The 13,101-nt window shown below is 64.7% G+C and carries 16 protein-coding genes; 8 read left to right on the top strand and 8 right to left on the bottom strand.

Going from position 1 to position 13,101, the window contains the following annotated elements; genetic code table 11:
* Positions 1-5: 5 nt before the first annotated feature.
* A complete protein-coding gene (locus AC07X4_RS13685) occupies positions 6-1,130 on the bottom strand; it encodes a JmjC domain-containing protein (RefSeq protein WP_494740365.1) in 1,125 nt (374 codons plus the stop codon).
* Positions 1,131-1,184: 54 nt separating this feature from the next.
* On the opposite strand from AC07X4_RS13685, the gene AC07X4_RS13680 reads away from it, so the two are divergent.
* Positions 1,185-1,709, top strand: a complete 525-nt coding sequence (locus AC07X4_RS13680) for an FKBP-type peptidyl-prolyl cis-trans isomerase (protein ID WP_056061714.1) — start codon at positions 1,185-1,187, stop codon at positions 1,707-1,709.
* Positions 1,710-1,779: 70 nt separating this feature from the next.
* Here the strand turns inward: AC07X4_RS13680 and AC07X4_RS13675 are convergent, their stop codons facing one another.
* The 4 genes from AC07X4_RS13675 to coaBC form a co-directional block, all read right to left on the bottom strand.
* The gene (locus AC07X4_RS13675) at positions 1,780-2,280 is read right to left on the bottom strand and encodes an outer membrane lipoprotein (RefSeq protein WP_056061711.1); all 501 of its coding nucleotides are present in this window, start codon (positions 2,278-2,280) and stop codon (positions 1,780-1,782) included.
* 212 nt (positions 2,281-2,492) lie between these two features.
* Positions 2,493-2,939, bottom strand: a complete 447-nt coding sequence (dut, locus tag AC07X4_RS13670; RefSeq protein WP_015013334.1) for a dUTP diphosphatase — start codon at positions 2,937-2,939, stop codon at positions 2,493-2,495.
* The gene (locus AC07X4_RS13665; RefSeq protein WP_494740364.1) at positions 2,936-3,436 is read right to left on the bottom strand and encodes a hypothetical protein; all 501 of its coding nucleotides are present in this window, start codon (positions 3,434-3,436) and stop codon (positions 2,936-2,938) included. The genes dut and AC07X4_RS13665 overlap by 4 nt, the downstream gene beginning before the upstream one ends.
* A 24-nt stretch (positions 3,437-3,460) precedes the next feature.
* Positions 3,461-4,684, bottom strand: coding sequence for a bifunctional phosphopantothenoylcysteine decarboxylase/phosphopantothenate--cysteine ligase CoaBC (gene coaBC / locus AC07X4_RS13660; protein ID WP_494740363.1), 1,224 nt, complete (start codon positions 4,682-4,684; stop codon positions 3,461-3,463).
* A gap of 91 nt (positions 4,685-4,775) precedes the next feature.
* Here coaBC and pyrG point away from each other — a divergent pair, with 91 nt between their 5' ends.
* From pyrG to AC07X4_RS13630, 6 genes are all read left to right on the top strand, one after another.
* Positions 4,776-6,434: a CTP synthase gene (pyrG, locus tag AC07X4_RS13655; protein ID WP_056743420.1), complete on the top strand. Its 1,659-nt coding sequence runs from the start codon at positions 4,776-4,778 to the stop codon at positions 6,432-6,434.
* Between the two features lie 12 nt (positions 6,435-6,446).
* Positions 6,447-7,304 carry a 3-deoxy-8-phosphooctulonate synthase gene (kdsA, locus tag AC07X4_RS13650; protein WP_056743422.1) on the top strand — a complete coding sequence of 286 codons (858 nt, stop codon included), beginning with the start codon at positions 6,447-6,449 and terminating at the stop codon, positions 7,302-7,304.
* A 3-nt stretch (positions 7,305-7,307) separates the two neighbouring features.
* On the top strand, positions 7,308-7,598 hold the full coding sequence (locus tag AC07X4_RS13645) for a DUF1330 domain-containing protein (protein ID WP_494740362.1): 291 nt from the start codon (positions 7,308-7,310) through the stop codon (positions 7,596-7,598).
* A 99-nt stretch (positions 7,599-7,697) separates the two neighbouring features.
* Positions 7,698-8,984: a phosphopyruvate hydratase gene (gene eno, locus AC07X4_RS13640; protein WP_056061696.1), complete on the top strand. Its 1,287-nt coding sequence runs from the start codon at positions 7,698-7,700 to the stop codon at positions 8,982-8,984.
* Positions 8,985-9,018: 34 nt separating this feature from the next.
* Positions 9,019-9,297 (top strand): septum formation initiator family protein, encoded by a 279-nt coding sequence (locus tag AC07X4_RS13635; protein WP_116749380.1) that lies wholly within the window; start codon positions 9,019-9,021, stop codon positions 9,295-9,297.
* Positions 9,298-9,363: 66 nt separating this feature from the next.
* Positions 9,364-9,945: a hypothetical protein gene (locus AC07X4_RS13630; RefSeq protein ID WP_494740361.1), complete on the top strand. Its 582-nt coding sequence runs from the start codon at positions 9,364-9,366 to the stop codon at positions 9,943-9,945.
* Here AC07X4_RS13630 and AC07X4_RS13625 read toward each other — a convergent pair.
* The 3 genes from AC07X4_RS13625 to AC07X4_RS13615 form a co-directional block, all read right to left on the bottom strand.
* Positions 9,926-10,396: a CZB domain-containing protein gene (locus AC07X4_RS13625; RefSeq protein ID WP_056061686.1), complete on the bottom strand. Its 471-nt coding sequence runs from the start codon at positions 10,394-10,396 to the stop codon at positions 9,926-9,928. The two genes, AC07X4_RS13630 and AC07X4_RS13625, sit on opposite strands and share 20 nt — an antisense overlap.
* A gap of 198 nt (positions 10,397-10,594) precedes the next feature.
* A complete protein-coding gene (gene hslO, locus AC07X4_RS13620; protein WP_056743430.1) occupies positions 10,595-11,587 on the bottom strand; it encodes an Hsp33 family molecular chaperone HslO in 993 nt (330 codons plus the stop codon).
* Between the two features lie 50 nt (positions 11,588-11,637).
* Entirely contained in the window at positions 11,638-12,162 is a 525-nt protein-coding gene (locus AC07X4_RS13615) for a gamma carbonic anhydrase family protein (protein WP_056061680.1), read from the bottom strand.
* A 113-nt stretch (positions 12,163-12,275) separates the two neighbouring features.
* Between AC07X4_RS13615 and AC07X4_RS13610 the strand changes: the two genes are divergently transcribed.
* Positions 12,276-13,079, top strand: a complete 804-nt coding sequence (locus AC07X4_RS13610; protein WP_494740360.1) for a ferritin-like domain-containing protein — start codon at positions 12,276-12,278, stop codon at positions 13,077-13,079.
* Positions 13,080-13,101 lie beyond the last annotated feature (22 nt).

The raw sequence follows: 13,101 nt of genomic DNA, 5'->3' as shown, positions 1-13,101 counted from the left end.
CAGTCTCAGCCGGCCCAGGCATGGGCCCAGCCCGAATCGCACCACGACGAAAGCAGCTCCAGCGCGTCGTCGCTGGCCCGTGCCAGATCGCGTGCCGACAGTTGGCGCTCATCGGCCAGGCGCCGCATCAGCGTGGCGTCGCGCCCCGCTGCGCGGTAGCTTTCGCCGTTGATGAAGATGTGCTGTGTGTCGTACATCATGCGGCTCTTGCGGTCCAGCCGCACCCCTTCCAGCATCACCTTGGGGTCACCAGGCTCAAACCACACGCTGGGCTTGGGCTCGGTCAGGTACTCGCCCAGCGCGCGTTCCAGCACCAGGGGCTGGGCCAGCGCGCGCGACAGCGCCTCACGCGCAAAGTCCTGCAGCCCGGCAGGAATGTGCGCCGGCTGCGCCACAGCGTCTTGTCCGGCATCACGGTACAGCAACGGGTGGTCGTCCTCCCCGGCATCTTCCGCCAGACGCACCAGCAGCTCTTGCGCCAGCTCGGCGCGGGCCGGTGCGCGAAAACCGATGGAGTAGGTCATGCACTCGCCTTCGGCAATCCCGTCGTGGGCATAACGCGGGGGCAGGTACAGCATGTCACCCGGCTCCAGCACAAACTCCTCCTCGGGCTCGAACTGGGCCAGCACCTTCAAGGGAATGCCGTCGCGCAGCGACAGATCCTTTTGGCGCCCGATGCGCCAGCGCCGCTTGCCGTGCGCTTGCAGCAAAAAGACGTCATAACTGTCGAAATGGGGCCCTACGCCACCGCCGTTGCTGGCGTAGCTGATCATGAGGTCGTCCAGCCGCGCCTCGGGCACAAAACGGAACTGCTGCATCAGCGCGTGCACCGCGTCGTTGTGCAGATCGACGCCCTGTACGAGCAGCGTCCAGTCGGGCTGCTGCAACGCAGGCAGCGCACGGCGATTGAAGGGCCCGTGGCGCAGCTTCCAGGCGCCTTTGATCTGTTGCACGAGGCGGGACTCCACGCCCTCCTGCCCGGCCAGCGCAAACAGCTCGGCCCGCAGCACCGGCGGCGCAAACTGCGGGATGGCTTGGCGCACCAGCAAGGGCTTCTTCTGCCAGTGGCGGCGCATGAATTGCGCGGGAGTGAGGCCGCCAAGCAGGGCCAAGGGTTGCTGAATGTCCATGGGGAAAGTGTTGCCCTTTTGCGGGGCCGTTGGTCAAACTGCGACAATTCTCCTATGGAAATTACCCAACAATGTGTGGTCGCACTGACCTGGACCCTGAAAGACACCCTGGGCGAAGAACTCGACGTACTCGACGAACCCGTGGAGTTTCTGGTGGGCGGTGATGATCTCCTGCCCCGTATCGAAGAGGCCCTGCAAGGCCACGGCCCTGGTGCCACGCTGGCACTGCACCTCGAACCCGAGGACGCTTTCGGTGACTTCAATGACCAATTGCTGTTTCTGGAACCCCGCGCTCTCTTCCCCGCCGAGATCGAAGAAGGGATGACGTTTGACGGCATGGCCCTGCCCGAGGGCTGCAACCCCGACGCCCCCCGCACGGCCCTCTACACCGTGGCCGAGATCTATCCCGAACATATCGTGCTCGACGGTAACCACCCGCTGGCGGGCATTGCGCTGCGCCTGCAACTGACGGTGCAGGCCGTGCGCGAAGCCACCGAAGAAGAAATCGGACGTGGCACGGCCGGAACCGGCTTCTTCCGCGTCCAGCCCCAGGCGCCAGGCAGCTCGTTGCTGCACTAAGTCCTACCAAAAGCACAACGGGCGCCCCGAGGAAACTCGGAGCGCCCGTTTGTGAGGGCAGTGCGTCAGGTCACATGCGCGAAATCTGACCGTTGTACAGACGCACGCGATCGCCGATGCGCAGGTCACCCGGGCTGCTCACGTCATACACGCGATACCCCCCCTGGTCCAGCTGCACAGACAACCGGTATCCCTGCACATATTCCTGGTTGTTGCGCCCCTCGATGGCGTTGCCAGCCACCGCGCCACCCAACACGCCTACAGCGGTGGCTGCAGCACGACCCGTGCCCTTGCCCACCTGGTTGCCCAGAACGCCGCCCACCACCGCGCCCAGAACGGCACCAGTGCCGGTGGTCTGGCCTTGGCTGCGGCCCTGCAGGACCTCGATGTTGGACACGCGACCATATTCGGTGCCTGCCTGATTCTGCGGATAGGCAGGAGCCGTCTGATAGCCACTCGAATAACCGCCGGAGTATTGCGGAGCAGGTGCCGGGCGGCTGTGGCCGCAAGCAGCCAGCGAAGCAGCCAGAACCACGGTGCCCACGAGGGCGAGGGGACGGGTGAATTGCATGTTCAATCTCCAGAAGTTGTTGGGGCAGGCACTGAAAAATCTCCGACGACCCAGAGCTCAATGCCCATGTACCGATTGGAACAACGCCTGAGGATGCCGCGGCGTAGACAAGGGGCCATCGCCATGTCGGTAACAGACCCATCGAAACGTAAGCGGCGTCTTACAACCCGGCCACTCACCCATCACACACTCGGAGCCCCGGGCGGTCCACCTCAGGACTTGCCTGTGGATCCGTAGCCCCCCTCACCCCGCTGCGTGGCCGCAAACTCGGTGACGACGTTGAACTGGGCCTGCACCACCGGAACAATCACCAATTGGGCCAGCCGCTCCATGGGCTCCAGGGTAAACGCCACATTGCTGCGGTTCCATGCGCTCACCATGAGCTGCCCTTGGTAGTCACTGTCGATCAACCCCACCAGATTGCCAAGCACGATGCCATGTTTGTGCCCCAGGCCCGAGCGCGGCAAGATCAGTGCGGCATAGCCCGGGTCTTGCAGGTAGATCGCAATGCCGGTAGGCACCAGTTGCCAGGCGTTGGGCTGCAGGGTCAGCGGCGCATCCAGGCAGGCACGCAGGTCCAGCCCAGCGCTACCGGGTGTGGCGTAGGTGGGCAATTGGTCCGCCATGCGCGGATCGAGAATCTTCACATCTATCTTCACGGTTTTTTCTTTCCTGTTGCTATTCCTGTGCCACTGCGCTGCTGCGCCATTTGTCGCAGGCGATCCTGCAACGATTCCATCCCTGCACGCCCACCCGGGGCCTGCGCGCCCCCAGCCTGCGCGGCCGATTGCATCAGCCAACCCAGTCCCCACCACACCGCCCCCATGACCACCAGGCCTGGCAGCGAGCCCTGACCAAGCAGGAACAGCGCAATGCCATGCAACACCATCATTACCAGCAACACCGATCGCACCGTGCGCAGTACGCCCGCCAGCGGCTGCATCAGCTGCAGCACATCGAGCGGCAGGACCTGAGGCAGGGAAGTCGCTGGCGCACTGGCCTTGGATGACTGAACGGCACCGTTGGTAGCGGCAGCACTTGCCTGTGCCGCTCGGGCCTTTTGCAAAGGCGCCTGGGCTGTCAGCCGCTCCACATAAGCCGCAAAGTCGCCATCGGGTGGCGTGTCCCACTCAGGCTTGGTGGCACCAGTTGTCATCACACCTCCCCACGGTGGTGGCCGTCAAGAACGCAAAGGTGGCAAACGCGCGGCGATCTCAGCGATAAGCTGCTGCGCCAGCACACGCTTGGACGCGCGGGGTAACTCGCGGTGGCCCTGCGCGTCCACCAGCAGCAGGGCGTTGTCGTCCTGCCCAAAGGTAGCGGGGCCAATATTGCCCACCAGCAAGGGGACGCCCTTGCGCGTCCTTTTGGCGGTGGCATGGGCCAGCAGGTCATGGCTTTCGGCGGCAAAACCCACGCAGAAAAGATCCCCTTCCAGCGCATGCGGCGACCGGGCTACGGTGGCCAGAATGTCGGGGTTCTCGACGAACTCCAGCGACGGGGACTGGCCCGAGCCGTCTTTCTTGATCTTTTGGTCGGACTGGTGGGCAGGGCGCCAGTCGGCCACTGCGGCCGTGGCAACAAACACCGAGGCGACCTGGACATGCCGCTCCACGGCCGCCAGCATCTCCTGGGCGGACTGCACATTGACACGCCGCACGCCGCGTGGCGTGGGCACATGCACCGGCCCTGCGACCAGGGTGACATCGGCACCCGCCTCGCGCGCCGCCCGGGCCACGGCAAAGCCCATCTTTCCGCTCGACAGGTTGGTGATGCCACGCACCGGGTCAATGGCTTCAAACGTGGGCCCCGCCGTGACGAGTACCGACCGGCCCACAAGGGTCTTGGGCGTGAAAAAAGCGATCAGCTCGTCCAGCAGCTCCAGCGGCTCCAGCATGCGGCCGTCACCCGTCTCGCCACAGGCCTGGTCACCATTGCCCACGCCCAGCACCACTGCACCGTCCTGCGCCACCTGGGTCAGATTGCGCTGCGTGGCCGGGTGCGCCCACATTTCGCGGTTCATCGCAGGGGCCAGCAACAGTGGCACGCGCTGGGCGGGACGCGCCAGGCACAGCAGGCTGAGCAACTCGTCCGCCCTGCCCTGCACCAGGCGCGCAATGAAGTCCGCACTGCAAGGCGCGATCAGGATCGCATCCGCCTCGCGGCTCAGATTGATGTGGGGCATGTTGTTGGGCTCGCGCGCATCCCATTGCGAGCCGTACACCGTGCGGCCAGACAGCGCCTGCATGGTGACCGGGGTGATGAACTGCTCTGCCGCCTCGGTCATCACTACCTGCACGGTGGCGCCCTCCTTGATGAGCTGGCGGCACAGATCGGCCGCCTTGTAGCAAGCCACGCCCCCACTCAGACCCAGAACAATGTGTTTGCCAGCAAGCTCATTCATGGCGCGAATTTAGCAGACGGGGGTGACCCTGCCCCCGGGGGTGTCGCCGGGGTGCCATCTATAATCCCAATTTCCCACCACCAAAAAAGACATGACCAAATTTGTCTTCGTCACCGGCGGTGTGGTGTCTTCCCTCGGTAAGGGAATCGCCTCAGCCTCCCTTGCCGCGATCCTCGAATCGCGGGGACTCAAAGTCACCCTCATCAAGCTTGACCCCTACATCAACGTAGACCCGGGCACCATGTCGCCGTTCCAGCACGGCGAGGTGTTCGTGACCGATGACGGCGCAGAAACCGACCTGGATCTGGGCCACTATGAGCGTTTCATCGAAACGCGCATGAAGAAAACCAACAACTTCACCACGGGCAAGATTTATCAGTCCGTGCTGGAGAAGGAACGCCGTGGCGACTACCTGGGCAAGACCGTGCAGGTCATTCCCCATGTCACCAACGAAATCCAGGAATTCATCAAGCGCGGCGCCGGCATTGGCACGCCCGATGCCGTGGATGTGGCCATCGTCGAGATCGGCGGCACCGTGGGCGACATCGAATCGCTGCCGTTCCTCGAAGCCGTGCGCCAGATGAGCCTGCGCATGGGACCCAACAACGCGGCCTTCGTGCACCTGACCTACCTGCCCTGGATCGCGGCAGCGGGCGAGCTCAAGACCAAGCCCACCCAGCACACGGTGCAGAAGCTGCGCGAGATCGGCATCCAGGCCGACGCCCTGCTGTGCCGCGCCGACCGCCGTATTCCTGAGGAAGAGCGCGCCAAGATCTCGCTGTTCACCAACGTGCCCGAATGGGGCGTGATCAGCATGTGGGACGTGGACACCATCTACAAGGTGCCGCGCATGCTGCACGAGCAGGGCCTCGATGGCCTGATCTGCGACAAGCTGCGCCTGAACACCCCGCCCACCAGCCTCAAGCGCTGGGACGATCTGGTGCATGAGACCGAACACCCCCAGGGCGAAGTCACCATCGCCATGGTGGGCAAGTATGTGGACCTGTCGGACAGCTACAAGTCGGTCAACGAAGCCCTGCGCCACGCCGGCATGCGCAACCATGTGCGCGTGAAGATCGACCATGTCGATTCCGAGACCATCGACAGCGCCGATGCAGCCGCCAAGCTCGCCAAATACGACGCCATTCTGGTGCCCGGCGGCTTCGGCCAGCGTGGTGTGGAAGGCAAGATCGCCACGGCCCAGTTTGCCCGCGAGCGCAAGGTGCCCTACCTGGGCATCTGCCTGGGGATGCAGGTGGCCACCATCGAATACGCGCGCCACGTGGCGGGCCTCGCCCACGCCAACAGCACCGAGTTCGACCCCACCACGCCCCACCCCGTGATCGCCCTGATCACCGAGTGGAAGGACGCGGACGGCACCATCAAGAAACGCGACGAAAACTCCGATCTGGGCGGCACCATGCGTCTGGGCGCGCAAAGCTCGGACGTGGCCAAGGACACACTGGCCCACAGCATCTACGGCGATGTGGTGACCGAGCGCCACCGCCACCGCTACGAAGCCAACGTGAACTACCTGGACCAGTTGCGCAAGGCGGGCCTGGTGATCTCGGCGCTGACCCAGCGTGAAGAACTCACCGAAATCGTGGAGCTGCCGCAAACCGTGCACCCCTGGTTCATCGGCGTGCAGTTCCACCCCGAGTTCAAGTCCACGCCCTGGAACGGCCACCCGCTTTTCAATGCCTTCATCAAGGCGGCCGTGGAACACCAGCAAGCCGCGAAAAAAGCCTAAGGGGACCTCACCATGCAGCTGTGCGGATTCAACGTCGGCCTGGACCAGCGCTTTTTCCTGATCGCAGGCACCTGTTCCATTGAAGGCCTTGAGATGTCGCTCGATGTCGCAGGCCAGCTCAAGGAAGCCTGCGCGCCGCTAGGCATTCCGCTGATCTACAAAGGCTCGTTCGACAAGGCCAACCGCTCGTCGGGCACCAGCAAGCGTGGTGTGGGGCTGGAGGCCGGCCTGAAGATCCTCGATGAAGTGCGCCGCCAGCTGCAGCTGCCCATCCTGACCGACGTGCACGACACCTCGCACGTGGCCGAGGTGGCCAGCGTGGTCGATGTGCTGCAGACGCCTGCCTTCCTGTGCCGCCAGACGGACTTCATCCGCGCCGTGGCGCAAAGCGGCAAGCCGGTCAACATCAAGAAGGGCCAGTTCCTGGCGCCCTGGGACATGAAGAACGTCATCGACAAGGCCCGGTCTGCAGCGGCCGAAGTCGGCCTGTCGGAAGACCGGTTTCTGGCCTGCGAGCGCGGCGTGAGCTTTGGCTACAACAACCTCGTGGCTGACATGACCAGCCTGGCCGAGATGCGCAACTCCGGCGCACCCGTGGTGTTTGACGTGACCCACTCGGTGCAAAAGCCCGGCGGCCTGGGCGCCGTGAGCGGTGGTGCGCGCGACATGGTGCCCGTGCTGGCGCGTGCCGGCGTGGCTGTGGGTGTGGCGGGCCTGTTCATGGAAACCCACCCCCGCCCCGCCGAGGCCTGGTCGGACGGCCCCAACGCCGTACCGCTCAAGCACATGAAGGCGCTGCTGGAGACCTTGGTGGCCCTGGACGATGTCACCAAGAAAAACGGATTCCTCGAAAACAACTTTGGAGCTTGAGACATGAGCAGTGGTTACGTCATCGCATCCGTCACCGTCACCAACCCCACGCAGTATGACGAGTACCGCAAGTGGAGCACCCTGGCCATGCAAGCCCACGGCGCTGAAGTCTGCGTGCGTGGCGGCAAGGTCGAAGTGCTGGAGGGCGACTGGAACCCCGGTCGTACCGTGATCCTCAAGTTTCCGAGCTTTGAAGCCGCTCGCGCCTTCTACGACACGCCCGAGTACCAGAAAGCCAAGGTCGCCCGCGAAGGCGCCGCCGTCATGCGCATGGTGTGTGTCGAAGGCGTCTGAGCGCACACACCCAAATCGCTCACCAATTAATAGCTGCTAGCGCTTATACAGAAGGCGCTAGAGACTGATTTGATTTAAAACTTCTGCAAAAGGAAAACCATGAGTGCCATCGTTGACATCGTAGGTCGCGAGATTCTGGACAGCCGCGGCAACCCCACCGTCGAATGCGACGTGTTGCTCGAATCGGGCGTGATGGGCCGGGCCGCCGTGCCGTCGGGCGCCTCCACCGGCAGCCGTGAAGCCATTGAAATGCGCGACGGCGACAAAGGCCGCTACCTGGGCAAGGGCGTGCTCAAGGCCGTGGAATACATCAACACCGAGATCAGCGAAGCCGTGCTGGGCTTGGATGCCTCCGAGCAGGCCTTCCTGGACAAGACCCTGATCGACCTCGACGGCACCGAGAACAAGAGCCGCCTGGGCGCCAACGCCATGCTGGCCGTGTCCATGGCCGTGGCACGCGCCGCCGCCGAAGAGTCTGGCCTGCCCCTGTACCGCTACCTGGGCGGCATGGGCAGCGTGCAACTGCCCGTGCCCATGATGAACGTGATCAACGGCGGCGCACACGCCAACAACAGCCTGGACCTGCAGGAGTTCATGATCATCCCGGTGGGCGCGCCTACGTTCCGCGAAGCCGTGCGCTGGGGCGCCGAAGTGTTCCACGCGCTCAAGAAGATCCTGCACGACAAGGGCATCAGCACCGCCGTGGGCGACGAAGGCGGCTTTGCCCCCAGCGTTGAAAACCACGAAGCAGCCATCCGTCTGATCCTGCAAGCCATTGAAGCTGCGGGCTACACGGCGGGCGATCAGATCGCCCTGGGCCTGGACTGCGCTGCGAGCGAGTTCTACAAGGACGGCCACTATGTGCTGGAAGGCGAAGGCGGCCTCAAGCTCACCGCCCAGCAGTGGACGGACATGCTGGCGGCCTGGGTGGACAAGTATCCGATCATCAGCATCGAAGACGGCATGCACGAAGGCGACTGGGACGGCTGGAAACACCTGACCGAACGCCTGGGCGACAAGGTGCAGCTGGTGGGTGACGACCTGTTCGTGACCAACACCAAGATCCTGAAGGAAGGCATCGACAAGCGCATTGCCAACTCGATCCTGATCAAGATCAACCAGATCGGTACGCTGACCGAAACGTTTGCCGCGATCGAGATGGCCAAGCGCGCCGGCTACACCGCCGTGATCTCGCACCGCTCGGGCGAGACCGAAGACAGCACCATCGCCGACATCGCCGTGGGCACCAATGCAGGCCAGATCAAGACCGGCTCGCTGTCGCGCTCGGACCGCATCGCCAAGTACAACCAGCTGCTGCGCATTGAGGAAGATCTGGGCGAGATCGCGCAGTACCCTGGCCGCGCTGCGTTCTACAACCTGCGCTGAGCCCCTGGCAGCCCTCGCCTGAGCGAGCCCTCCATTGGTCTCCCGCATCGTCCCCGTCGTCCTGCTGGCCTTGCTGGCAGCGCTGCACGCCCAGCTCTGGCTGGGGCGGGGCAGCGTGCCGCGCGTCAATGCGATGCAGCGGCAGATTGATGTGCAGAAGGCGGCCAACGAACAGGCCCGCCAGGCGAATGCGCGGCTGACCTCGGAGGTGCACGACCTCAAGGAAGGCCTCGATATGGTGGAAGAAAAGGCGCGCAGCGAGCTGGGCATGGTCAAGCCCAACGAGGTGTACGTGCAGTTCACACCCCGCTGACCTGCCGTGCGGGGTCACTCAGCCGCCTGGGACCACCCCGCACCGTCCACACCCACAACGCAGCCCTTGACCAAGGCCTGCGCTTCATTCACCCCCGTGCGGCAGTCCTCTCCCCCCACTCCCTTGATTGCCCTGCTGGGCGCGCCCTACACGGGCGTGGAGGCGTTGGCACAGGCGCTGCAGCAGCAGATCACTCCTGGCACGGTACATATCGCCATGCACCACCCGCACCTGGCCCACACCGCGCCCGCGCCCACGCCGCAGGCAGACTCCGGCGCGGTGGCATTGACCCTGCTGATGGGACTCGATCAGCCCTGTCCTGCCGAGGAACGGACTGCGCAGGAGGCCTGCGATACCCGGCTGCGTGCGGCCCTGGCGGCTGCGGCGATACCCTACCGCGTGGTGTACGGAACGGGTGAGCAGCGCACTCGCAATGCGCTTATTGCTATACAAAATATAGCACCACAGGCATATTCCACTAGCGCAAGAGCCGCATGGGACACTGAAAATACCGCCAGAGCAGCCCGGCTGCGCGCCTGGAACTGCGAAAAGTGCAGCGACCCGGCTTGTGAGCATCGACTGTTCACGGCGCTCGTGGAGCAGCGGGATACGACACCGCCGCAAGCCATCACGCCAGACCGCGCTTGAGTTCCTTGAGAAGCAACACCACCTGGCTGGAACCATAGCGGTAACCACCGTTGAGCACCTGCACAGCCCGGTCCCATTCGCCCTGCTGGGCCAGTTCCACCAGGGTGGCCGCCTGCTCATGAAAGTATTGGTAGCGCGCCACCAGCAGCGGATAGGCCGGCTGGTCGCCCAGCAGCTCGCCGCCTACGCCGTGCAACCAGCGGCCCAGCGCACTGTGGTCAGCGCGGCGCACCAGCGCAGGGTCCAGCCCGACGGAGGTGCGGCCCTCCAGGTAGTCCATCAGGCGGTCTTTCCAGCGCTCGTGGGCATTGATGGCGGCGTCGATGTCCAGCGCGGCGAGCAGGGTATCGGCACGCCGCGAGTCGGGTGCCGCCGCGCTGTCGTACAGCGCCAGCGGAGGCGTAGCCGGGCTGGCCCGGTGGCCACCCAGAACACGGCGAAGAAACTGCATGACACCCCTCGTTCATTTCCTGCGCGACCGGATGTGATCGCTTGAACGCACACAGGCCTTGCGATCGAACCTTGTGCGCCGGCCCCTCGCAGCGACAGGCGCTGCTGCAGGGTGACCCAGGAATCTTAGGCGGGGATGGCGGGGGCGATTGTCAACGATGGTCAGCCGACCACCGCGCCCGATGGAGGCTGCAGACGGCTACTGGATGCCTGTGGGCCCCGGGGGCTGAGCAGCGGCGGGCGAGACAAAAATCTGCGCAGCATCCACGGCATCAAACCGGTACTGCTGGCCGCAGAACTCGCAACCCACTTCGATGTCGTCGCGCTCGGCGAGGATGCTCTCGGCCTCTTCAGCGCCCAGGTTGCGCAGCATGTTGCTCACGCGCTCGCGGCTGCAGGTGCAGGCAAAACGCGGGCCGCTGGCGCCCTGCTGGGGTTCAAAGCGCAGCAACTTTTCTTCCCAGAACAGGCGGCGCAGGATGGTGTCCACGTCCAGCGTCAGCAGTTCTTCGCGGGTCAGGCTGGCAGCCAGGTGCGCAATGCGGTTGTAGTCCTCGTTGTGGCCGATCTGGTCTTCGTTCTCGCGGTGCGAGAGGCCCGCGGCCAGATTGCCCTCGCCCTTGATGGGCATGCGCTGGATCAAGAGGCCTGCCGCCACCTGGTCGTTAGCGCCGAGCACCAGAATGGTGTCGAGCTGCTCGGACTGCAGCATGTAATGCTGCAGCACGTCCGACAGACGCTCCAGCTTTTCGTGGTGGTCGCCGTGCAGAGGCACCACGCCCTGGTAGGGCTGCTGACCGGGGTGGCGGTCCTTGGGGTCCAGGGTGATGGCGCAGCGGCCACCGCCGCCCACATTGACCATCTGGCTCAGCTTCGCGTCCGGCAGCACCTCGCCATTCACGGTAGCTGTAGCGCGCAGGCTCAGGTCCGACTGCACCTCGGCCACGGCCAATTTGACGGGGCCATCACCAAACACCTGCAGCACCAGCGCGCCGTTGAACTTGATGTTGGACTGCATCAGCACGCCGGCGGCCGCCATCTCGCCCAGCAGCTCGCTCACGGGGGCGGGATAGGCGCCGGTGGCGGTGTTGCCCGCCCGGCGTTTCAGGATCTCGGTCCAGGCATCGGTGAGGCGCACGATCATGCCGCGCACGGGCAGGCCATCGAAAAGAAACTTGTGGAGTTCAGACACGCAGGGATTCCAGGAGAAAAATAGCAGCAGCGAGCGCCAGTGGGCGGCGTTCAGCCGATCTTGTGCAAGCCGTGTTGGAAGCGGCGCGCATTGTCGATGTAGTGCTGGGCGCTCTGGCGCAGGCCTTCGATCTGCTCAGGGGTGAGTTCACGCACGGCCTTGGCCGGGCTGCCGATGATCATGGAGCCATCGGGGAACTCCTTGCCCTCGGTGACCAGCGCACCCGCGCCCACCAGGCAGTTCTTGCCGATCTTGGCGCCGTTGAGCACCACAGCGCCAATGCCGATCAGCGATTCGTCGCCGATGGTGCAGCCGTGCAGCATGACCTGGTGGCCCACCGTCACCCGCTCGCCCACCACCAGGGGCTTGCCGATGTCGGCGTGCAGCACGCTCGCGTCCTGGATGTTGGAGCCTGCGCCGATGGTGATGCTCTCGGTGTCGCCGCGCACCACGGTGCCAAACCACACGCTGGCGTCTTCACCCAGCACCACATTGCCCATCACCTGCGCGCTGTCGGCCACCCATGCCGACGCCGCCACTTGGGGAGCCACACCGTCGAGTTCGTAAATTGCCATGCACCCACTCCGCTGAAACAAAAGAAGCGGCACGCCATGGCGCGCCCTGAGAGGTCGCCAATCGTTACAAAGCGCAAGCCTTGGTGCCGATGGCAAGGCCTAGAATTGTAAGGATGGAGCTTCGCCACCGTGCACTGCAGGTCTTGTGCCTGGCAGACCCCGAACAAAAAGCGGCTGCAGCGCTAGACCTGTATGCCCAAGCAGCTACGCTTTCGATAGCAGATACTGCCCCTTCGGCCCCCACCGACCCCGACGCCCTGCCCGGCCGTCCCGAGCGCCCCGAACTGCTGCGCCACACCCAGGTGGCCCGCCGGTCGCCCGCCACCCCCGAGGGCCGGGCCATCCTCATCCACGCCATCGCCCACATCGAGTTCAACGCCATCAACCTGGCGCTGGACGCCGTGTGGCGGTTTGACGATATGCCCCGCACCTACTACCAGGACTGGATGCGCGTGGCGGCCGAAGAGGCCAAGCACTTCAGGCTGCTGCGCGACCACCTGCGCAGCCAGGGCCACGACTATGGGGACTTCCCGGCCCACCAGGGGCTGTGGACCATGTGCGAGAAAACCCGGCACGACGTGCTGGCCCGCATGGCCCTGGTGCCTCGCACGCTGGAAGCCCGGGGGCTCGACGCCACGCCGCAGATCCAGGCCAAGCTGCGCCAGGTGGGCACGCCCGACGCCCTGGCCGCCGTTGCCATCCTGGACGTGATCCTGCACGACGAGGTGGGGCATGTCGCCATCGGCAACCACTGGTACCGCTGGCTGTGCGAGCGCGCGGGCCAGGACCCGGAAACCCTCTACGGCACGCTGGTGCAGCGGTACGAAGCCCCCCGCCTGAAGCCACCGTTCAATGAGTCGGCGCGACGCAGCGCCGGTTTCAGCGACGCCGAACTGCGCTGGCTGCAGCAGGCCTAATCACCAAGCCATGTGTTGACGA

The organism is Acidovorax sp. GW460-11-11-14-LB4, assembly GCF_059423685.1.
Note: the sequence above shows the minus strand (reverse complement) of the source record. Positions and strands in the feature narration are given on the sequence as shown.